This window comes from Pedobacter gandavensis (genome assembly GCF_014172405.1).
GTDB classification, from domain to species: domain Bacteria; phylum Bacteroidota; class Bacteroidia; order Sphingobacteriales; family Sphingobacteriaceae; genus Pedobacter; species Pedobacter gandavensis.
The window spans coordinates 1,799,840-1,823,476 of sequence record NZ_WNXC01000001.1; the positions used below are offsets into that span (position 1 = coordinate 1,799,840).

At 40.4% G+C, this 23,637-nt stretch carries 17 protein-coding genes; 16 read left to right on the forward strand and 1 reads right to left on the reverse strand.

The annotated features are described in order from the left end of the window. Nucleotides 1-103 precede the first annotated feature (103 nt). The 16 genes from GM920_RS07335 to GM920_RS07410 all read left to right on the forward strand — a co-directional run bounded on the left by GM920_RS07335 (nucleotide 104) and on the right by GM920_RS07410 (nucleotide 21,159). Nucleotides 104-439 (forward strand): MerR family transcriptional regulator, encoded by a 336-nt coding sequence (locus tag GM920_RS07335; protein ID WP_062547648.1) that lies wholly within the window; start codon nucleotides 104-106, stop codon nucleotides 437-439. A gap of 53 nt (nucleotides 440-492) precedes the next feature. Further along, nucleotides 493-2,532: a helix-hairpin-helix domain-containing protein gene (locus GM920_RS07340; RefSeq protein ID WP_235964460.1), complete on the forward strand. Its 2,040-nt coding sequence runs from the start codon at nucleotides 493-495 to the stop codon at nucleotides 2,530-2,532. Between the two features lie 3 nt (nucleotides 2,533-2,535). Continuing rightward, entirely contained in the window at nucleotides 2,536-4,389 is a 1,854-nt protein-coding gene (locus tag GM920_RS07345) for a ComEC/Rec2 family competence protein (protein ID WP_182954990.1), read from the forward strand. A 91-nt stretch (nucleotides 4,390-4,480) separates the two neighbouring features. After that, nucleotides 4,481-5,260: an enoyl-CoA hydratase/isomerase family protein gene (locus GM920_RS07350; RefSeq protein ID WP_182954992.1), complete on the forward strand. Its 780-nt coding sequence runs from the start codon at nucleotides 4,481-4,483 to the stop codon at nucleotides 5,258-5,260. 60 nt (nucleotides 5,261-5,320) lie between these two features. Further along, complete coding sequence (locus tag GM920_RS07355) at nucleotides 5,321-5,998, forward strand: hypothetical protein (protein WP_182954994.1); 678 nt, start codon at nucleotides 5,321-5,323, stop codon at nucleotides 5,996-5,998. A gap of 116 nt (nucleotides 5,999-6,114) precedes the next feature. Continuing rightward, entirely contained in the window at nucleotides 6,115-7,875 is a 1,761-nt protein-coding gene (locus tag GM920_RS07360; RefSeq protein WP_235964461.1) for an LTA synthase family protein, read from the forward strand. A gap of 2 nt (nucleotides 7,876-7,877) precedes the next feature. Further along, nucleotides 7,878-10,052: a S9 family peptidase gene (locus tag GM920_RS07365; RefSeq protein ID WP_182955000.1), complete on the forward strand. Its 2,175-nt coding sequence runs from the start codon at nucleotides 7,878-7,880 to the stop codon at nucleotides 10,050-10,052. 155 nt (nucleotides 10,053-10,207) lie between these two features. Beyond that, a complete protein-coding gene (locus GM920_RS07370; RefSeq protein ID WP_182955001.1) occupies nucleotides 10,208-11,017 on the forward strand; it encodes an MlaE family ABC transporter permease in 810 nt (269 codons plus the stop codon). Between the two features lie 11 nt (nucleotides 11,018-11,028). Next, a complete protein-coding gene (locus GM920_RS07375; RefSeq protein WP_182955004.1) occupies nucleotides 11,029-11,802 on the forward strand; it encodes an ABC transporter ATP-binding protein in 774 nt (257 codons plus the stop codon). Between the two features lie 4 nt (nucleotides 11,803-11,806). Next, nucleotides 11,807-12,802 carry an MlaD family protein gene (locus GM920_RS07380; protein ID WP_182955006.1) on the forward strand — a complete coding sequence of 332 codons (996 nt, stop codon included), beginning with the start codon at nucleotides 11,807-11,809 and terminating at the stop codon, nucleotides 12,800-12,802. Nucleotides 12,803-12,940: 138 nt separating this feature from the next. After that, the gene (locus GM920_RS07385; protein WP_182955008.1) at nucleotides 12,941-13,138 is read left to right on the forward strand and encodes a YtxH domain-containing protein; all 198 of its coding nucleotides are present in this window, start codon (nucleotides 12,941-12,943) and stop codon (nucleotides 13,136-13,138) included. A 308-nt stretch (nucleotides 13,139-13,446) separates the two neighbouring features. Then, nucleotides 13,447-14,466, forward strand: coding sequence for a sensor histidine kinase (locus GM920_RS07390; protein WP_317171513.1), 1,020 nt, complete (start codon nucleotides 13,447-13,449; stop codon nucleotides 14,464-14,466). Nucleotides 14,467-14,476: 10 nt separating this feature from the next. Next, nucleotides 14,477-15,235 carry a LytR/AlgR family response regulator transcription factor gene (locus GM920_RS07395; RefSeq protein WP_182955013.1) on the forward strand — a complete coding sequence of 253 codons (759 nt, stop codon included), beginning with the start codon at nucleotides 14,477-14,479 and terminating at the stop codon, nucleotides 15,233-15,235. 133 nt (nucleotides 15,236-15,368) lie between these two features. After that, nucleotides 15,369-16,553 carry an efflux RND transporter periplasmic adaptor subunit gene (locus GM920_RS07400; RefSeq protein ID WP_182955014.1) on the forward strand — a complete coding sequence of 395 codons (1,185 nt, stop codon included), beginning with the start codon at nucleotides 15,369-15,371 and terminating at the stop codon, nucleotides 16,551-16,553. A 26-nt stretch (nucleotides 16,554-16,579) separates the two neighbouring features. Beyond that, a complete protein-coding gene (locus tag GM920_RS07405) occupies nucleotides 16,580-19,735 on the forward strand; it encodes an efflux RND transporter permease subunit (RefSeq protein ID WP_182955016.1) in 3,156 nt (1,051 codons plus the stop codon). Nucleotides 19,736-19,737: 2 nt separating this feature from the next. Next, nucleotides 19,738-21,159 (forward strand): efflux transporter outer membrane subunit, encoded by a 1,422-nt coding sequence (locus GM920_RS07410; protein WP_182955018.1) that lies wholly within the window; start codon nucleotides 19,738-19,740, stop codon nucleotides 21,157-21,159. A gap of 74 nt (nucleotides 21,160-21,233) precedes the next feature. Here GM920_RS07410 and GM920_RS07415 read toward each other — a convergent pair whose 3' ends face one another. After that, nucleotides 21,234-23,591: a PAS domain S-box protein gene (locus GM920_RS07415; protein WP_182955019.1), complete on the reverse strand. Its 2,358-nt coding sequence runs from the start codon at nucleotides 23,589-23,591 to the stop codon at nucleotides 21,234-21,236. Nucleotides 23,592-23,637: the final 46 nt, after the last annotated feature.

Genomic DNA, 23,637 nt, shown 5'->3' on the forward strand with positions numbered 1-23,637 from the left:
TGGTGAACAAAATTAAAATTTTATTGCGGTATTCTACTAAAATCCCTTTACATTTGAACACTTTATATAAATGCCGTAAACCACTAATAATCAAGATCAAACTATGCCTTACAAAGAACGGGAAATTAATAAAATGTATTATACGATGGGCGAAGTGACCGAAATGTTTAACGTAAATGCATCTCAGATCCGCTTTTATGAGAAAGAATTTGATGTACTACAGCCTAAGAAAAACAAAAAAGGTAACCGTTTATTCACTCCTGAAGACATTGAAAATTTAAAGATCATTTTCCACCTGGTAGATGACAAAGGCTTCACCCTTAAAGGAGCTAAAGAACACTTAAAAAACAATACTTCTGAAGTTAAAGAAAATCAAAAGATCATTGCTTCTTTGGAGAAACTAAAAGACTTCTTACTAAAGCTAAACGAAGAAATATAAATTATTGATTAAATAATTCTTTATTTACATAAATAATATAGTGATTAGGCATCATGATGTCCTACTCACTATGCTTCTACTTTAGCCTCCTGCTCTGTTTTGTAGGTTCACCGCTCTTCGCACAAGAAGAGGAACAGGTAAAAAACCTGAGGGAAAACCTTGCTGAAAACGGAAAGGAGGAAGAAGACTTATCTGCCTTCGAAGAACAGCTTGATTTCTTCAGGAAACACCCGGTAGACTTAAACCATACGAATGCAGAAGAGTTGAAAAAACTAATCTGTCTTTCTCCGCTTCAAATCAACAACTTTTTCCAACACCTTCAGGTCAATGGGAAATTACTGGATTTACTCGAATTACAATCTATCTCCGGTTTTGACCCGGAAACCATTGCGAACCTACAACCATTCGTCAGCCTTAATCTCAGTACACCTTATGCCGCCCTCAAGCTTAAAAACCTATTCCGACAGGCTGAACAACAATTGCTATTGCGATATGGCAGAACCCTGGAGCAGCAAAAAGGGTTCAGGGATTTACCAGGAAGCAGGTACCTTGGCTCGGCAGACAAACTGTTCCTGAGCTATAAATACCAATATCCAAAAATTGGGGCAATCTCACTTTTAATGAAGAAAGATGCCGGTGAAACCATAGGCAGGACTAAAACACCTATTGATTTCCTATCTGGAAATTTAGCATTTTTCAATTACAGGCGTATTCAAAAATTGGTTATCGGAGATTATACCTTGCAATTTGGACAAGGCCTATCCCTTTGGTCTGGATTCTCTTTGGGCAAGGGGCCGGATGTGACTAGCGTAGCCAGTAAAGATTTGGGCTTAAAACCTTATACTTCGTCCAATGAAACTGCGTTTTTCAGAGGAATTGCCAGTACCATCCAATTGACTAAAAAACTCTATTTAACCCCATTTTATTCTTCCAGAAAACGAGATGCGAGTTTAAAAATCGACACCACTGGCCAGCTGACCTTAAGCACCATCTCAGAAAGTGGCTTACACCGCACGGCTGCTGAAATCAGGAACAGAAAAAGGCTTTCCGAAACTGTTTATGGCACTAGCTTGCAATACTTGAGTAATCCACTTAATCTGGGTGTTTTAGCTTACCAGACCCGGTATGACCATACTTTTAGCCCAGACCCTGACACCTATAAAAAATATTCCTTTGAAGGGCAGGTACTAAATAATTTTGGATTCCATTACAACTCCGCCTTTCAGAATATTTATTTTTATGGAGAACTGGCTAAAGCCAGTCCAGGTGGCTGGGCAGGATTACAAGGGGCAATGACCAGCATTTCCAAATCAATATCCATGGTGCTGCTTTACCGGAAATATGACAAAAATTACCATAGTTTTTTTAGTCAGGCCATTGGAGAGAATACAGAAACCAGCAATGAAAAAGGGCTTTATCTCGGCTTAAACTACCTCCCAAATGCGCATTGGAAGTTTGCTTTCTACTTCGATTACTTTAAATTTCCGAAAAAAAAATACAGGGTGGATACTGCTTCTTCAGGATATGAAGCACTTACTCAATTAGTATATACGCCCTCCAAACAGTTAAAAATAACGTTCCGCTTTAAAACAGAAAAAAAGCAGCAAAATTCCGCAGCAGAAATCACCATTCGATCTTTAGAAAAGCTCTTAAAAAATAGTTTCAGAATGGATTGTAGCTGGAAGTTGAATAAGAAATTCAGCAGCCAGCAAAGAATAGAGTTGATTCAATACCGAAAAGGAAGCCAGCTGCATGAATTGGGTTATCTTATTTATCAAGACCTTGATTACACAGGCATACCCTCCAAAATCTCCGGCAATATCCGTTTGGCCTATTTCAATACCCCTTCTTATCAATCCCGGATCTATGCTTATGAATCCGATGTATTATACGGTTCTGGTTCCGGAGGATATTATGGGCAGGGCATCCGTACTTTTTTGAATCTCCGGTACCGCTTGCTAAAAAGGCTGGACCTATGGGGTCGGTATGCCCTCTATTATTACCCTCACCAAAAAGTGATCAGCTCCGGGCTGGACGAAATTAGAGGAAGTAAAAAATCGGAGCTTAAATTATTAATCCGTCATCAATTCTAAGACATGAGCAACCCGAAAAGGCCGCCCTATGTCTTTCCCAGAATCCTGTTGCCCTATAGTATCGGAATTGTTGTTTTCTATCCCTTTAGACAACCAGACTTTTTACCCCTTTTTATAGGGATAAACCTGGCGCTTCTCTTTGGGTTGTTCCTGCTCAATGCGCGTTATTTAGAAATTAAAGCTTATCGTTTTAAATCATGGATCGGCTTACTACTTTATGTTTTATTATTCTTTTTTGGTGGATTGATGTGTTACCAACATCAAGATATGATTAAACGAGATCACTTTTCAAAATCAACAGCGCCTTATTTAAAAGTTCAGGTGATTGATGAGCCCCAGCGAAAAGCAGATATTTTGAAATTTAAAGGAGAAGTTAAGTCAATCTACCTGCGGGAAGAAAATCCGACCAGGAAGACTGCATGGAATCAAACCTTAACTGCCAAGAAGGCTTCTGGTATAATGGTTATATCCATCAAACTTTCTGCTAAACAACCATTATTACTGGAATATGGTGCTACATTATTAATTCCTGCGCGATTTACAACCATCAACCCTCCTTTTCATCCTGCTGCGTTTGATTATCAAGCTTGGCTTGCCATGCAAAACATCTATCATCAAAGCTTTTTGTTACAAAACCAGGTTTTAAAACTACCACAAAACTCTGGGAATCGGCTATTTTCTTTTGCAATCTCCCTCAGAGCGCAGCAAGTTGAACGTTATCAGAAGCTCCTTAAAGACAAAACCTCAGTGGCATTGGCCTCCACATTAATTCTTGGTTACCGTGCAACACTCAGCAAAGAAACACTGGACACTTATTCTAAAACCGGAACCATCCATGCGCTTTCTGTTTCCGGAATGCATGTGGGTCTGATTTATCTTATTTTAAATTATTCCCTTGCGTTCTTAAATCGAAAAAAGGCATGGAAGAAACCCAGGCTATGCTTCATCCTTAGCTTATTGTGGTTTTATGCTTTACTAACCGGGTGCAGCCCTTCGGTTCTTCGTTCTGTCATTATGCTCTCTATTCTTTTAATCGGGCAGACCTACTCCAAAACCACAAACAGTTACAATGTTGTCGCTTTTACTGCCTTTTCCATGTTACTTTATGATCCATTTTTAATTTGGGATCTGGGCTTCCAACTTTCCTTTCTTGCTGTTTTAGGCCTCATTTATCTGCAGCCGAAATTACAAGATTGCTGGCCTGTAAAGCACAACCTTCCAGATACCAGGGCTTTAAAAAATACCTGGGGGTATAAATTATGGGGCATCATCTCCATGTCTTTATCCGCCCAACTTTTCACCTTTCCTTTATCTATCTATTACTTCCACCAGTTCCCGGTCTATTTCCTGTTAAGCAACCTATTTATCTTAATCCCGATTACCCTACTCATGTATTTGGGAATTTTGATATTGATCCCTGGCTTTGATTTCCTCGTCCCGGTGGTCAACTGGCTCATTCAATTCAACAATGCTGGTTTACAGTTCCTGGCAACGCTTCCATATTCCAGCTTAACAGGAATTTGGATTAATAAATTAGAATTAATACTCCTTTCTATTTCGTTATTATTAGGAATGCTTGCTTTTGTAAACTGCAACTGGCGACTAATAAGCGCCACCTTTATCGTGTTTTTAGCACTGCAACTCTCCATCAGCCTGACTTCGATCAGCAGATATCACCAACAAAAGGTCATCCGCTTTAATATCCAAAAACATAAAACCATTGCCTACCTTTTTTCCCATCAGGCAACCATTTATACCCAATTAAAGCAGCAAGACCCTCGTTTTTTCTATTTTATCCAACCGATATTAGATTACCATCAAATCCGGTTTATAAAAATCAAACCATTCCCTCCTTAAGCATAGCATTCATTTACATGCGTTTTAACAAAATGATTTGCTTTTTATTTACTTTTGATCATAAAGCATAAGAAACTTAGCCCCAACCTCTATGACAGCGCCATTGGTTTTATACTCTGTTGAACAACGCATTGCCACCATTTCTATCAATCGCCCGGAAAAGCGAAATGCCCTGAATCCGGAGCTGGTTACCCTTCTAAGAGAAACATTAATAGCGGCTTCTGAAGATGATGAGGTCAAAGTCATTATTTTAAAGGCAAATGGAAACACCTTCAGTGCAGGTGCCGATCTTGCCTATTTACAACAATTACAACAAAATAGTTATGAGGAAAACCTAGCTGATTCCGAGAATTTAAAGCGTTTGTTTACCAGCATCTATTATTTACCAAAAGTGGTGATTGCTCAGGTAGAAGGTCATGCTATTGCTGGTGGATGTGGTCTGGCCACTGTTTGTGACATTACGTTCGCAGTCCCGGAAGCTAATTTTGGTTATACAGAAGTGAAGCTGGGATTTGTACCGGCAATCGTGTCTTGCTTTTTGCTCAGAAAAACTTCTGAAACAATTGCTAAAAGAATCCTGTTAACAGGAGAACTCTTCTCTGCCCAACAAGCGCTGGACTATGGATTGATCACTTTTGTAACAAACAAAGACGACATTAATCTGAAGGTTAAAGAATTTGCATTAAGTTTGTGTTCGGAAACTTCTGCCAATTCATTAATGGTGACGAAGCAATTGATTGGACAAACCACCAACCCTCAATTAGAGAGTTGTTTGTCACTGGCCGTTCAGATAAACGCAAGGGTAAGAGACAGTGAAGATTTCAAAAAAGGTATTGCTGCCTTTATCAGCAAGGAGAAAATACAATGGTAATTTATTAGTAAATTCAATCTCAATACGAATCCATTAAACGCAAACACTAAAAACTATAATATGTTAAAATCAATCAAAACCGGAGTTTTAGCTGCAATTCTTGTAAGTACAGCCATCTTCGCACATGCTCAAAAGAAAATTACTGAAGGAACTGTTACTTTCGGAGTAGAGTATTCATTAACACCGGAACAAGAACCGATGGCAGCGATGTTACCTACAGAATCTAAAATCAAATTCAATGGGAACATTTCCAGAATGGAAATGCAACAAGGGCCAGCCACCATTACGGTTTTTGCTAATGTTGCTGACTTAACTTCATTGGTTCTTATTGATGTTCCTGTTGCGCAAATGCAATTCGCAGTTAAAGGAACTAAAGCAGATTATGACAAAGAAAAAGCCAATGACCCAAAATTCAGTGAGTTCAAAGCTACTGGTGAAAAGAAAAAGATCCTAGACTATAATGCAGAAAAATACACTTATAAAGATGACAAAGGTGGTACATACGAATTATGGGCAACTACTGACATTGAACTTCCTGCAGGTTTAGTTGGACGCGATTTCAAAGACATTAAAGGAACGCCGATTAAATTTACCACTTTCAACAGAGGTGTTAAATCTACAGCGACTTTAAAAAGTCTGGTAGAAGAGAAAGCTGGTCCATTCACTTTAGATGTACCTAAAGGTTATGAAGTGAAAACAATGGAAGAGATTATGGCTATGCAAGGTGGAGGTCAATAGCATTCGCTAAAATGTTTAGAAGCCTTATTTTTTTACTCAGATTCTATATTTTCTGGTTGTTATTTTTCTTTATTGACCGGTTAATATTCCTTCTAATTTATCATAAAAAGCTGGCCATGGTTCCTTTATCGGAAACCATGGCTACTTTCTATCACGCCTTGCTTTTAGACCTATCGATGACAGCATACCTTGCTGTCATTCCTGTTTTAGGTTTTATTTTCTGGTTATTCAGTGGTTGGAAATCCATCAACATCAAGTGGGTATCTATTTATAATTTAGTATTGCTCGTTTTATTCAGTATCCTTTCCGTTGTCAATTTTAACATTTATCGTGAATGGGGAACTAAAGTAAATGCCAAGGCCATTGATTTTGCCTTTTCTTCGCCCGGAGAAGCTTTAGCTTCCGGGGCTTCTTCCCCTATTGCTTTATCCTTATTCGTACTCGTATTACTGATTACCGTTGGTGTTTTCTTACAAAAACGACTGATCCCCAATCAACTTTCTTTTGAAAAGTCACCGATCTGGTTGCGTGCGGTACTTTCCATTTTGATCATCGTTTTCAGCTTCATGTTTATCCGTGGAGGTTTTAAAGGATCACCAATAACGCAAAGCATGTCGTATTTTTCTGAGGAACAACTGCTCAACCATGCTGCAGTAAATACAGAATGGAACCTGATCAGAAGTCTCCTTTCAGAGAAAATGACCCGCCAGAATCCTTATATATACCTTGATCCTAAAAAAGCAGATCAGCTGATTCAGGATTTATATGTTACAGAAAAAGACAGCACCACCCATATATTAACCACTGACAGACCGAATGTGGTCATGGTGATTATTGAGAGTTTCACTGCCGACCTCACGCATACCCTTGGAAATGAAGAAGGCATTACACCACATTTCGATTCCTTAATGCACAAAGGTGTATTATTTGATCGGGTATATTCTCCTGGCAGTCGCACCGACAAGGGCATTATCGCCAGTCTGGCAGGCTTCCCTACCCTTGCAGCAGGCAGTATTGTGAGGTATCCCGAGAAAATGCAAAAGCTACCGGCAATTTCTAGTTCGCTGGCCAAAAACGGTTACCATACCTCTTTCTATTATGGAGGAGAATCAGAATTCGACAATTACAAAGCTTTCATCCTCAGTCATCATTATCAAAAGCTCATCGATAAGAACAACTTCTCGGGGAATGCGCCAAAATCTTTTTGGGGACAATATGATGAGGCCGTATTTGATAGGCAGTTGCAAGAATTGAGCACAGAAAAGCAACCTTTCTATTCTACCTTGCTTACGCTGACCAACCATGAGCCTTATACACTTCCGGGGAAACACAAATTCGGCAATGCCAACAATGTGGAACAGTTTAAAAGCACCGCCTATTATACAGATTCTTGTATCAATGCCTATTTAAATAATGCAAAGAAACAACCCTGGTATAACAATACGCTGTTTATATTCGTTGCAGATCATGGCCATGTATTGCCAAAACAAAATGCTGACATCTCCTCACCAAGCCGCTACCACATCCCACTTGTCTTTTTCGGAGAAGTGATTAAAAAGGAATTCAGAGGAAAAAAATACAGCAATGTCGCTTCACAGGTAGACATTGCGGCCACATTACTTGGGCAATTGAACATTCCGGCTAAAGATTTCAATTGGAGTAAAAATCTATTAAACCCTTATACTAAACCTTTTGCTTATTTCAGCTGGGACAATGGCATGGGCTTTATCGATAACCAGCAATGTGTTACTTTTGATAATGTCGGAAAAATGACCTTATTCAACAGCAATGACAAGGACAAAGAAGGAACCGAAAAACGGTTAGACCTGGCGAAAGCTTACCTTCAAAAAGTTTATCAGCAATTTATAGCACTATAATAATGAAAATTAAACACCTCTTTTTTAAACTGGCAGTCCTGCTAATTCTTGGTAGTTACGGGCAAACCTATGCACAAAGGCAATCGGATATTCGATGGGCAAAAGATGGCAATTCCTATTACCAGATCAAAGAATCTGGCATTGTAGCAATCACCCTTCCTAAAAACGAAGAGAAAATTATTCTAGACCCTAGTTTCCTATATGCCAATGCCAACAAAGGCCTTGGGGGCATCAAGGATTTTGAGATTTCTGCAGATGGAACTAAAATCCTGCTTTACACCAACAGTAAAAAAGTATGGAGATATGAAACCCGTGGTGATTATTTTGTAGCTGATTTGAAAACAAAAGAATTGATCAAAATCGGTAAGGACAGACCTGCGTCCTCACTGATGTTTGCGAAATTCTCTCCGGATGGAAATAAAGTAGCTTATGTGAGCAAGCACAACATCTATGTCGATGATTTGACGACCCGCAGCACAAAGGCACTAACTACTGATGGTACAGACCGCATGATCAATGGAACATTTGACTGGGTATATGAAGAAGAATTTGATTGCAGAGATGGATTCAGATGGAGCCCTGATGGTGCGACTATTGCTTACTGGCAATTAGACGCCCGCGACATCAGAAACTTTCTAATGATCAACAATACCGATTCTATCTATTCTTTCAATGTACCGGTAGAATACCCTAAAGTTGGACAAAACCCTTCGGCTTGTAAGGTTGGTATTGTGGACATCAATACGGCAACGACGAAATGGCTGGATGTTCCTGGTGATCATATACAACATTATATCCCTAGAATGGAATGGATTCCTAACAGCAATGAAGTGATCTTACAACAGCTGAATAGAGAACAAAATCAGAGCAAATTATTTGTTGCCAATGCACAATCGGGAGCAGTAAAAAACATCTACACTGAAGTAGATAAAGCATGGATTGATGTTGGTCAGGGTTGGAATTGGCTGAATGGAGGAAAAGAATTTCTTTGGTCCTCAGAAAAAGACGGCTGGCGCCATCAATACCGTATAAGTAAAGATGGTAAAAAAGAAACATTGATCACCAAGGGAAATTTTGATGTGATCGAAAGTTCCTTAGTCGATGAGAAAAACAACACGCTTTATTTTATGGCTTCGCCTGATAATGCAACTCAGAAATATCTATATAAAACCAAGCTTAGTGGCGGTGGCAAAGCCGAGATGGTGACTCCATCTATTCTGCCAGGTACACATAACTATGAGATCTCACCGAATGGATTATTTGCACGCCATAGCTATACCAGTGGAACCGTACCTACCATTACAGAATGGATGAAACTGACTACCTTGAACCCTTTCACCATGGAAGGTAGCGTAACGAATCAATTGGGTAGAATTAAGGCGCAGAAAAACCCGGTAGAATTCTTTAAAGTAACTACTGAAGATGGGGTAACTATGGACGGCTGGATGAAAAAACCAGAAAACTTTGACCGCACGAAAAAATACCCTGTTGTATTTTATGTGTATGGCGAACCAGCTTCTCAAACCGTAACGGATACTTATGGCGCCGGACGCAATTTCTTATACAACGGAGATATGGCCAAAGACGGTTACATTTATATTTCTGTAGAAAACCGTGGCGCACCTGCTCCAAAAGGCAGAGAATGGCGTAAAAGTATTTACAAAAGCATCGGAACATTAAACATCCGTGACCAGGCAATGGCGGCCAAGAAAATCATGGAATGGCCATTTGTTGACAAAGACAGAATTGCCGTTTGGGGATGGAGTGGCGGTGGATCTTCCACCTTAAACCTTCTTTTCCAATATCCGGAAATTTACAAAACAGGTATTGCTATTGCAGCGGTAGCCAATCAACTGACTTACGACAATGTTTATCAGGAACGTTATATGGGTTCTCCATTACAAACGACAGCAGCTTATGTAAAAGGGTCACCGATCAGTTATGCGAAAAACTTACAAGGTAACCTATTGTATATCCATGGCACGGGAGATGACAATGTGCATTATCAAAATGCCGAAATGCTGGTTAATGAGTTGATCAAATTTGGTAAAATTTTTCAAATGATGCCTTATCCTAACCGAACGCACAGCATCAGCGAAGGAGATGGAACTTTCCGTCATTTGTCGCTGACTTACACCGACTTTCTAAAGAAAAACTGTCCTCCGGGAGGTAAATAAACAATATAATGAAAAGGATGGTCTGTAATTTACAGGCCATTTTTTTTTACTAAAACACCATAATTGAGATAATATCGCTAATATGGCGCAAATTTTGATAAGCGTTGCACATCTCTGTTATAACACCTATTATCTGAACACATCGATACACATTAATGGATAACAAAGCTGAAAATCCAGCCATTTTACAAAAACAAGCCAAGCCACCTGGAAAAATCACCAGGATGTTCCTGACACTTTATGACGTATGTCAGTTCGTCACCCGGTTTTTCAAGGAAGGATTCCTTCCTCCATATGAAGGAAAAGAATTGATGAGACAATGTTACGACATCGGCTACCGTTCACTTGCCTTGATTTCCCTAACCGGATTCATCACCGGCATCGTATTCACAAAACAATCGAGACCCTCACTGGCAGAATTTGGTGCCACCTCCTGGCTGCCATCTTTAGTCGGCATTGCCTTACTTAGAACCCTTGCTCCCCTGCTAACCTCGCTGATCGCAGCAGGAAAAGTAGGCTCCAGTATTGGTGCAGAGCTGGGATCTATGCGCGTAACCGAACAGATTGACGCTATGGAAGTATCCGCCACTAATCCTTTTAAATTTTTAGTGACCACCAGAGTACTTGCCTCAACCATTACCATTCCTATTCTTACCTTTTACACCGCTATGGTGGGTATGTTAGGTGCCTTACTCAATGTTTCCCTATTTGAGGATACCAGTGCTAGAGCATTCTTTCAGGCCTCTTTAGAGCAGATTACCTTTTTAGACATTACTGCTTCCACAGTTAAAGCCATTATTTTTGGATTTACCATTGGAATTGTAGGTTGTTACCAGGGCTATAATTCTTCTAAAGGTACCGAAGGTGTAGGAAAAGCCGCCAACTCAGCGGTAGTAATTGGAATGTTCCTCATCTTCATTGAAGAGGTTGTTTCGGTGCAATTCTTTGGTTTATTCAGAACTTGATCTTATAGATAATGGAACAAAAGAAACCCACAGATATGGATCAGGAAAAAGTGATAGAGATCAAAGGATTGTATAAGTCTTTTGGAACCTATGACGTGCTGAAAGGCGTAGATCTGGATCTGCATAAAAGAGAAAACTTAGTCGTTCTTGGGAAATCAGGAACAGGAAAATCAGTGTTGATCAAAATCATTGTCGGTCTCCTTACTCCCGATCAGGGTGCAGTAAAAGTACTCGGCCAAATGGTAGATAAAATCAGTTACAAGGAACTATTGGCCTTGAGGTTAAAAGTAGGCTTCTCTTTTCAGAACAGTGCGTTGTACGACAGTATGACCGTGAGACAAAATCTGGAATTCCCTTTGGTGAGGAACCAGAGAAACCTGACTAAAGGAGAAGTTAACCAGGCTGTAGAGCGCGTGCTTGATGCTGTTGGCCTACTTCAAACCATTAACCAAATGCCTTCAGAACTTTCTGGTGGACAAAGAAAAAGGGTGGGCATCGCCAGAACATTGATTCTTCAACCCGAAGTGATGTTATATGATGAGCCTACCGCGGGATTAGACCCAATTACCTGCTTAGAGATCAACAACCTGATCAATGAAGTACAGGAACGCTTCCACACCAGTTCTATTGTCATCACGCATGACCTTACCTGTGCAAAAGCAGTAGGTAACAGAGTGGCGATGTTGCTTGACGGAAAATTTGAACGTCAGGGGACTTTTGATGAGGTATTCAATACCGATGATGAACGGGTAAAACCATTTTACGAATATAATTTTATACAATAACAATATGCAGGTAACAGACACGCGTCGCAAAGTAACAGTAGGAGTATTCGTATTCCTTGGACTACTCATTTTTATATTAGGAGTTTTTACGTTGGGAGGCCAGAAAAAGACATTTGTAAAAAGCTTTACTGTTGATGTTGTTTTTAATGATATCCAGGGACTAAAAGCAGGAAATAATGTTTGGTTTTCGGGAGTAAAAGTAGGAACCATCAAAAAGGTTCAGTTCTTTGGCACTTCACAGGTACAGGTGTTTTTAAGCATTGAAGAAGAGGCGCACAAATACATCCATAAAGATGCAACAGCAACAATCAGCTCAGATGGTTTGATTGGGAATAAAATCATTGTGGTAACAGGTGGTACGCCTAAATTTCCATTCGTAGAGGATGGTGATCGCTTAAAAGCCAGCAATGCCCTTTCTACAGATGACATCATGAAAACTTTCCAGGTGAACAATAAAAACCTGGTTGATGTGACTTCAGACTTTAAAATCCTTTCCAAAAATCTGGTGGAAGGAAAAGGTGCTGCAGGTGCTTTATTGGCAGATCAGCAGATTGCAGATAACTTTAAAGCGATCGTAAAAAATTTAAAAGTGACTACTGAAGCGGCAAATAAAATGGCGCTGGATTTAAATACGTTCACGAGAAAAATGAATACCAAGGGTGGTTTAGCGGATAAAATGCTAACCGATACCATGGTATTCTCACAATTGCAAGCTTCCGTGAATGAGTTGAAGAAAACAGCAAGTTCTGCTGCAGCTTTAACTGACAACCTGAACAAAGCAAGTTCTAAATTAAACCAGAGTGACAATGCTGCAGGCTTGTTATTAAACGATCAGAAAGCAGCAGATCAGATTAGAGTGATCATGCAAAATCTGGAAGGCAGCAGCAAAAAATTAGACCAAAATATGGAGGCTTTACAACATAACTTCTTATTGAGAGGCTTCTTTAAGAAAAAAGCAAAAGCAGAGGCAGAGGCGGCAAAAACGCCAGTACAACCTTAATTTTCTTTTATCCTACAGGCAAAGACCTGCCCCGATGTTTTCGAACATATGGAGCAGGTCTTTTTTGTAAAAGGTAAAACTATTAGTAAAGAATTTTGTTTTTAGTTTGAAGCAATTAATCATTAAACTATATACCAAATGGGCCTACTAAAATCTCTACTTATCGGTGCGGCAGTTTTTGGGGCTGTAAAATACGCCACAAAAAAAGGTGCCAATGGAAAATCTCTTGTCGACGAACTGACGGAACAGGCTCCGGAATGGCTTGATAAAGCAAAAGAGTTTGGAAATGATCTAAAGCAACAATACCGCGAAACCACGGATCCTTACAGAGAGTAAAAACAAAACATTAAAAAAATCCACTACCTACCCTAGTGGATTTTTCTTTTAACACATTTGGGTCATTCATTTATCCGCTTGAGCTGCCCATTTAGTCAGCTGGGTAAAATTCCCGCGATCGCATCTTTTTCAATTCCCTATTATTGTTTCTAATTAAGGTAAGATACCGACTCCTCCTCTATTATAAAGCTCATTTTATGTAATTTCGCACCTTAAAGTCACAATAAAGGAATATGGTGAAAACCCGCACAATTTTTTCAAAGCCCTTAAATCGTCACCTTCGTTTTATAACGATCCCCTTGATATTTGTGGTCCTGAATTTACTATCTTACTTACTCAATCCCTATAGCCCTTATTACCAGGAATATTTTGACAGACCTATATTAGAAATCTTAACGGATGCGGGATTAACACTGCTTTTCTGTGTTTTAATTTTTGAACTGAGCGTATTCAATTCCTCCATGCTGGATAAAGTAATTCCCTGGACGGAGCGTCCATTTATGCGTTTTAGTATCCAATTGCTGACTCAAATTGTCTTTGTCATCATTCTGATGATCCTATTATATTACATCGGGTCGTTGGTTTATACTTATAAAGAAAAGCCTACATTTGAAGAAGAGCTGAACAGTCTCCAATTTGTGTATGTCTGCGTCATCATGGGGATTTTGATCAGCGCGGTAACCACAGGAAACTTCCTATTACAAAAATGGACCGCCACCATGATGGAGGCCACTGACTTAAAGTTAAAAACCGCAGAATTTAAAGAGATTGCCATGCAAGCGGAACTACAGTCGCTGAAGCTCCAATTGGATCCTCATTTCATGTTCAATAATTTCAGTACCCTTTCCGAGCTCATCTCTGAAGACCAGTTAAAGGCAGAGGTTTTCCTGAGGAACTTATCGAGGGTATACCGCTATATGATTGCCAACCTCAAAAAGGATATAGTTTCCCTGGAAGAGGAACTCAAATTTGTAGATGCCTATTTATACCTGATCAGAATCCGCTATGGAGAAAATGTAATCGTATCCGTTGACATCAACAATGATGACGACCGTGGGATCCCTCCCATCACCTTACAGTTGCTCATTGAAAATGCGATTAAACATAATGCGGCAACAAAAAGCAATCCATTACTTATTGAAATTTACAATACCGATTCTCATATTGTCGTGAGTAATAACTTGCAAAGAATTAAGTTATCTATTCCTTCCGCCCGTATCGGCTTACAAAATATACGAAGCAGGTATGCCCTTTTATCTGAAGACCTCCCTTTCGTGATAGAGAATGAGTATTCCTTTGCTGTTCATTTACCTTTACTTCCATTATAGTCCATAAAATATGAATATTTTAATCATCGAAGACGAACAACCCAATGCCAACAGACTCATTAAACTGCTTGCAGAATTGAGAGAAGATGTGAACATCATGGGCGTTTTGGCAAGTGTAGAAGAAAGTGTGCAATACCTGAATCAATATCCTCAGCCAGACCTGATCTTAATGGACATCAGATTGGGAGACGGTTTATGTTTTGAGATTTTCCCAAAAGTAACGATCCATTGCCCGGTAATTTTTACCACAGCATATGATGAATATGCCCTCCGTGCATTTAAGATTTATAGCCTGGCCTATTTACTAAAACCGGTAGAAAAGAACGAATTAAAAGAAGCCCTTAGCATCTACGATCATATATTGCAGGAAACTAACCCTAATAAAGCACTGGATCAATTGGTAGATTATATCAAATCTAAATCGGTAATTTACCGTTCCCGATTCCTCCTACCTTATAAAGATGGCTATAAAACCATTCTTGTTTCTTCTATTGATTACATCTATTCTGAGCATAAAATCACACATCTAGTCTTGGACGATCAGACGGATCTGATTGTTCCATTCACGATGGATGAGCTGGAAGACCAGTTAGACCCGGTTTGTTTTTTCCGAGCCAATCGTCAGCACATGATTCATGTCAACAGTATTTTCTCTATCCATAACTATTTCAATGGTAAACTGAAGGTGATTCTGAAAAGTAAAAGTGCTGGAGAGATTATCATTAGCAAAGAAAAATCCGGACAGTTTAAATCCTGGCTGGACCGCTAATCCAAAAAAATTCGGTTATTGTTTTTCTACGTTTCAGCGACTAAAATATACATTTCGGTCAATTAATACCCGGATCGCGCGTAGATAGGTTTTATGTTTGCAGACATTTTAATGAACATAAACCCTAATGAAGATGTCTTTCCCCTCAAACCAAAGAAACAATACCCGATATTTCTTGCTATTGTCCTTGCTGATTCCTGCATTAATTTTAGGCAGTTGTGGATCAAAAGCGGGCCCTGAACAAGCGGCAGGAACTCCTCCACCAGCACCCGAAATACCGGTTATCGCTGTTATGGAGCAATCTGCGATTACTTTTAACGAATATAGTGCTGCCATTGAAGGCAAAGTTAATGTAGACATTCGCCCACAAGTGGATGGTTACCTGGACAAAATATTTGTAGATGAAGGTGCATATGTAAAAGCTGGTCAGCCACTTTTCAAAATCAATGATAGAATCTATCAGGAACAGCTAAACACCGCCAATGCGGCGATGGAATCAGCCAAAGCAAACTTGCGTACTGCTCAGATCGAGGTAAACAAAATCAAACCTTTAGTACAGAATAAAGTAGTTTCTGAAGTACAATTGAGTACCGCAGAAGCAAATTATAGTCAGGCACAGGCTGCTGTTTCCCAAGCAAAATCAACGATTGCTTCCGCAAAAATCAATATTGGCTTTACACTAATTAAAGCACCAATCTCCGGCTACATCGGGAAAATCCCGAAAAGAGTTGGCAACCTGGTTAGTAAAGGTGATCAGGAACCGATGACGACACTTTCTGACACGAAAGAAGTGTATGCTTATTTCTCTATGAGTGAGCCTGCATTCTTACAATTCAATGCTCAGGTTAAGGGTAACACAATGGCTGAAAAGCTAAAAAGATTACCCCCTGTTAGCTTGGTGCTTGCCGATGGAACAACCTACCCTCAGAAAGGAAGAATTCAGATTGTTGATGGTCAATTCGACAAAAGCACTGGTTCTATTAGTCTAAGAGCAGTCTTTCCTAATCCCCAGGGACTGTTACGTTCTGGGAATACTGGAAAAATCCGTCTGGAAGAGCAGCATGAACAAGTAGTCATGGTTCCAAAAGCTGCAACAATGGACGTTCAGGATAAAATTTTCGTGTACTTCGTTGGTCCAAAAAACAAGTTAGAACGTAGAGCGATCACGATTTCTGGAAAAAGCGGCAACAATTACCTGATTAAAGATGGCCTGAAAAAAGGAGAAACCATTGTGTACTCAGGCCTGGATGGATTAGCAGAAGAAGCAGAAATTAAGCCTAAACCATTAAATGCGGATAGCGTTTACCGTGCCCAATAATTTACCCCCTAAATTTTAAAAAACAGATGTTACAATCAATTATAAGAAGGCCGGTATTGGCAACGGTGATCTCTGTCCTCCTGGTACTCCTGGGGATAGTGGGACTTATGCGTTTGCCAATTACCCAGTTTCCCGACATTGCCCCTCCTACCATTTTCGTATCTGGTGTATATCCCGGTGGAAACTCGGAGGCCGTAATCCGTTCAGTCATTACTCCCCTGGAAGAATCTATCAACGGAGTGGAAAACATGGACTACATGAAATCTTCCGCCAGTAATGACGGTTCATTCTCGGTATCCATTGTATTTAAACAAGGTACAGACCCGGATCAAGCTGCTGTAAACGTACAAAATCGCGTGGCACAGATCAACAGCCAGATGCCTCCGGAGGTCCTACAGGCTGGGATCAGTACTTCGAAACAGCAGAACAGCAATGTGATGTACTTCAACGTATATAGCGAAGACCGTACAAAATATGATGAGAAATTCCTGCAGAACTACATCAAGATCAACCTTGTTCCTGAATTAAAAAGGATTCAGGGTGTGGGTCAGGTACAGATGTTTGGTTCTAAGGATTACTCGATGCGTGTTTGGTTAAATCCGCAGAAAATGGCGGCCAATAACCTGACCCCGAGAGATGTTACAGAAGCGATCGCTGACCAGAGTTTAGAAACTGCTCCAGGAAAATTCGGAGAGGAATCTAAGGAAACGATAGAATATGTGGTGAAGTATAAAGGAAAGTTAAACTTACCAGAGCAATATGAAAACCTGATCATCAAGTCTTCAGCAGACGGCGGTGTGCTTCGTTTAAAAGACATAGCAAGAATAGAATTTGGTGCGGCAAGTTATTCCAGTGACACTAAAATGGATGGCATGGATGCGGTAACGCTGGGGATTTTACAAGCCAGTGGTTCCAATGCCAATGAAATTGAAATTGCGGTACGTAAATCCTTGATTAAGGCAGAGAAAGATTTTCCAAAAGGCATCAAGTATGCCATTCTTCAAAGTACAAAAGAACGATTGGACGAGTCTATCAGTCAGGTGAAAAAGACCTTGATTGAAGCCTTTATCCTGGTATTTATTGTTGTATTTATCTTCCTGCAGGATTTCAGATCTACATTGATCCCGGCAATTGCCGTTCCGGTAGCGATTATTGGTACTTTCTTCTTTTTACAATTGATTGGATTTACGGTCAATGTGTTGACTTTATTTGCACTTGTACTCGCCATCGGTATTGTGGTAGATGATGCAATTGTAGTGGTGGAGGCCGTCCATGCGAAGATGGAAGGCTCAAATTTAACTGCCCGTGAAGCCACTTATTCGGCCATGAGTGAAATCACCGGAGCCATCGTATCGATTACCTTGGTGATGGCGGCAGTATTCTTACCTATTGGATTTATGGAAGGATCTTCAGGAATCTTTTATAAGCAATTTGCTTTTACGCTGGCGATTGCAATTCTGATTTCTGCGGTGAATGCATTGACATTAAGTCCGGCGCTATGTGCCTTGTTCTTAAAAAATCCGCATGCAGAAAAAGAAGGTCATAAAACAGGATTTTCGCAGCGTTTCTTTCAAGCTTTCAACACGTCGTTTAACAGAATGACGGAAAAATATATTGGCAGCCTGAAGTGGTTGATCAAATTCAAATGGGTTAGTTTAGGTGGATTGGCCATCGTAATTGCCAGTACGCTCTGGATGCTGAACACTACACCTAAAGGCTTTGTGCCTATGGAAGACGACAGCTTCATGATTTACTCTTTAACCATGCCATCAGGAACTGGATTAGACCGTACCACGAAGTTCATCAAAAAGGTAGACTCTACTTTTAAAACTTTTGAAGCGGTAAATATTACCACCAGTGTTTCTGGTTTTAACATCATGAGTAACTCTGCAAGTCCGGCTTATGGACTTGGGTTTGTCAAACTGAAAGCACCAAAAGAAAGAGGCGAAGTTCAGGATATGGATGCCGTACTAGGTATGGTGAATGCGAAAATGGCCACCTTAAAAGAAGGTACCGTGAGTGTATTCCGTATGCCTCCGGTAGCTGGATATGGAGCCATTGGTGGTGTTGAGTTTGTACTACAGGACAGAACTGGTGGTGACCTGCAGAAATTCAGTCAGGTGGCCAACAAAATTGTGGGCGAACTATTTGGAGTGGATGGCGTTGCAGTAGCATTTACCACTTTTAAAGCCGATTACCCACAATTTGAACTGGAAGTAAACGACCAGAAAGCCAAGCAACTGGGTGTGAGTGTCCGCGAATTGCTGAATACAATACAGGTCTATTATGGCGGTGCGCAAGCCTCCGACTTTAACCGTTTCGGTAAATATTACCGTGTCAATGTAAAAGCCGATGGTATTTTCAGAACGGATAAAGAATCCTTGAACATGGTGTTTGTGAAAAACAACAAAGGCGAGATGGTGCCGGCAAGTGAGCTGGTATCCGTAAGGAAAGTATATGGACCTGAGTCTGTGGACCGATACAATCTATTCAATTCCATCACCATCAATGCGATCGCCAAACCTGGAGTGAGCAATGGAAAGATTATGGAAGAAGTGGAGAAATTACTCGCAGAGAAACTTCCGAATGGCTATAGCTACGAATGGAATGGACTTTCCAGAGAAGAGAAATCTTCAGGATCACAAACGGTATTCATTCTGGCTTTGAGTTTATTGTTTGTTTATTTCCTGCTGGCGGCTCAATATGAGAGTTATATTTTACCATTGGCAGTGATGTTATCTATTCCTACCGGTTTATTGGGTGTATTTATCGCCATAAAGATCGCTGGAATTGACAACAACATCTATGTACAGGTAGGGCTGATCATGCTGATTGGTTTATTGGCGAAAAATGCGATCCTAATCATTGAGTTTGCCTTACAGCGACGCAAAGAAGGTATGGATCTAATCCCTGCCGCATTGGAAGGATCTCGATTGCGATTGAGACCTATTCTGATGACTTCCCTGGCTTTCATTGCGGGTATGACCCCATTGATGATTGCTACAGGAGGATCAGCGATGGGTAATCGTTCGATCAGTACTGGCGCTGCCGGTGGAATGCTTGCCGGAGTAATCCTGGGACTATTTATCATCCCAGTGCTCTTCGTCGTATTCCAATCTTTACAAGAAAAAATAACCGGGAAACCGGGACTGGAAACTGACCCACAGGTCAAATCTAATTAATCATGAATCACAACCTTAAATTATATACCATTGCGACCCTTGCCATCCTGTCCACAGGATGCAAGGTAGGAAAAGAGTATGTGCGACCGGCGACAGATCTCCCAACACAATACCGTGCTGCGCAGCAGGCGACAGATTCGATCAGTGTGGCTGCATTGAGCACAAAAGTTTTCTTTAATGATCCTGCCTTGCAACAATTGATCGACAGTGCAAATACTAAAAATTATGACCTGCTCATCGCCTTGAAAAACATTGAGCAGGCAGATCAGACTTTGCGCGAAGCAAAAGTTAACTTTCTACCGGAACTCGGCTTAAACATACAGGCCAATAGCAGCAAGCCTTCAAAAAACAGCTTGAATGGTTTAAGTATGGGACAGTTCTTAGGCACCAGTACGGTTCAGGACTATAATACGGCGCTAAATTTATCTTGGGAAATCGGCTTATGGGGAAAACTCAGAGGCATGAAAGCGCAGGCACTTTCTCAATATCTTCAAACTCAGGAAGCATCGAAACTGATCCGCAGCAAACTGGTTTCCACTGTGGCTACCGGTTATTATAACCTCTTGATGTTGGATGAGCAATTGCGTATTGCCAATCGAACAGTTTCCTTAAATGACAGCACTTTAAGGATGACCAAATTGCAATGGGAGGCTGGTTTAACCACTATCCTTGCCATTCAACAGGCAGAAGCGCAAAAACTAAGCTCCGAGCAACTGATTCCTGCACTACTGCAAAATATCAGCATTCAAGAAAATGCTTTAAGTCAACTGACAGGGACACTACCTGCATCAGTTTACCGACTGAAAAAACTGAATGAAATCAGTCCGGCAGTTCAAATGCCTGCAGGATATCCGGTAGCCTTGCTGAACCAACGTGCTGACGTAAAGGCTAGTGAGTATGCATTACGTGCTGCTAATGAAGCTATAGGGATTGCACAGGCCAGTATGTATCCTTCTTTGAACATTACTGCTCAGGGAGGATTAAACTCCTTTAAAGCCAGCAATTGGTTCAATATTCCTGGTTCCCTATTTGGAATGGTTGCCGGAAGTGTGGCACAACCAATTTTCCAACGCCGACAGTTAAAAACCAAATTCGAGATCGCGAAATTAGAAAGAGAAAAGTCGGTATTGGCCTTTAGACAAACTGTTCTTTTGGCAGTGACCGAGGTGGCGGATGCCTTAACGACTTCAGCACGCTTAAAAGAGCAATTGGTCTTGGCGGAAGCTCGTGTAAACACTTTACGCTCGGCCATCAAAAATGCAGATATGTTGTACAAAAGTGGCATGGCGACCTATCTTGAAGTGATCCTTGCTCAAGGAAGCCTGCTACAAAGTGAGCTAGAGTTGAGCGACTTAAAACGTCAGCGACTAGCTGCAGATGTGACACTTTATACTGCTTTAGGAGGTGGTAATAACCCAGAATAAGCCCCCAATTAAATAATATTACCATATTGCGATGTCTTAAACAGGCATCGCATTTTTATTTTACCAGGTATTTTTTATTTGAAGAATATCCTGAAGGTCGTTCCTATACCAAATTCACTTTCTACCGTCACCTTTCCCCCCATCGCATCAATCTGATTCTTGGAAATAAATAATCCAACGCCTCTGGAATCGGCATTGCCATTAAAAGTTTTATACATTCCAAACAACTCGGCACCATGTTTTTCCAGGTCCATTCCTATACCGTTATCTTTAATTTTCAACACAACTTGCCCATCCTGCTCACAAGTCAGCTCAATCACCGGTGGCCTTTCGGGATGACTATACCTAATTGCATTAAAGATAAAATTAAGCATGATACTCTCCAGATAGGCAGGATTATAGTTTACCAGTACCGATTCAGCAACGTTATTGATGATGCGGGCTTTTTTCAATACAATCTGATCCTGCAAAACATCTAATGTTCTATTGATATATTCACTGAGCGCCAAAGGTTCCACAATCACATTGATATTGGTTTGAATATTGACCACCTTATTTAAGTTCAATAGCGTTTCATTTAAAGAATTTGAAACCGTTTTCAATAAGGTGACCATTTCATTCCGTTCCTCATTGGAAGTAGCGGATTCAATTAAAGCGGCAATAGATTGAATGTTGCTCGTATGAGAACGTAGGTTGTGAGACACGATATAGGAGAAATTGAGCAGCCTTTTATTTTGTTCATTCACCAGATCAAAAGAATGATTTAAATCCCGCTCGGCTTGCTTATTCTTGGTGATATCAATCATAATCCCCCGTAGCATGATCACTTTTCCTTCGGCTACCACAACATTCACAATATCTCTTAACCAAACCACGCTACCATCTTTAGCGATCATGCGGTACTCAAAATCATGTTGTTCCAGTTTATCTGCGAAAGAATAACAATAATGGAGTCGATACTCGCGGTCTTCCGGATGAATGTGATCTACCCAGAATGTTGGGGAACCAAGCCATTCTTCACTGGTATATCCAAGAATATCTTTTGATTTTTCACTCACAAAAGCAAATTCAAAAGTAAATGGATTTGCTTCCCACACAATCCCATCAATCGTATTTACGAGAGATTCAATCCGTTGTCTATATTCTATGGCAATGCGTTCTGCTTCAATTTTTGCCGTCACATCTTCTACGATGGCAATGTGGCTGGTTGGTTTAGTCCCGGGAAGCCATAAAGGAGTGATCATCAGGTTTGCCCAAACCACTGTACCATCTTTATGTAAATATCTTTTCAGGAGCTCAAATTCGGAGATCTCCCCCCTTTCCATCCGCTCAAAATAGTTGAGCCCATTTTCTATATCATCCGGGTGACTGAGCATTTGAAAGCGCTTACTTTCCAGCTCTTCTGCGGAATAACCAAGGATTTTACAGAGGCGGGGATTCACATGAAGCAAACGGCCAGTATTAGACTCTACCTCCATAATCCCAATTGCTGCCTGGTCAAATATCGTTTTAAACTTCAGCTGATTTTCCAGTAACCTACTGGCCTGATCCAATACCAATTGCTGCAATTCCGCTGGTCTTTTAAACACCAGGGAGACTAAAAATCCACTTAGGCCCGCCAGGAAAATTGCGAATATGGTAGGCACCACAATTTTCAAATAGGGCTTATAATTTGGAATGTTCATCATGTACAACTTCCAGTTGCCATCAGAAAAAGTCACACTTTCTTGAACTGCATCAGGAGTAGTCTTTATCTTTGGGAGGAAAAACTCCTCAACTCCGGTTACAGGGCTTAACTTTGAGAGTTGAAAGGCATAGCGATTATTAGTAACTTCCTGTATCCCTGCTTCTTTTAAAAAGGCATCCAGTTTGATCACCACTGCAGAAAAACCCCAGAACTTATTATTGAAAAACAAAGGCATCCTCCCCACAATACCGATCCCACCCTGTTTAAGCTTCATTGGTCCGGCAAAATACATCTTTCGATCCATGACAGCCTTTCTTGCCTCTAAGCTAATCTCTTTTGAAACATGAAAAACATCAAGATTTAAAGCCGCCTCATTACCTTTTAAAGGATAAATGTACTTAATCACTCCACCTGGAACCAGCTCTATGGCTTGTACATTTGGGTTTGAGCTCATCAACTGAGCGGCTACCACTTCAAAATCCTTAGGTTTACCATCACCGCTAATCGTTAATCCCAACGTTAAGGCTGCAGTATAACAGTTTTTAAGTGATTGGTCTACATTATATCTCAATGTATTTAAAACCCTGTTCATTTCCATACGCTGATCATCTTTTACCATCCGGTAACGCTGATTGGAGACGTAAAGAATCAATGTAATGAGCAACAAGGAGATAACCGCACCGGTTACTTTGGGTCTTTTAAATAAAATATTGGTACTGGAAGATAGTTTTTTCTCTAAGTTCATTTTGTTGCCAGACAGAGCCTAAATGTAATATTTAATTTTTACTTTT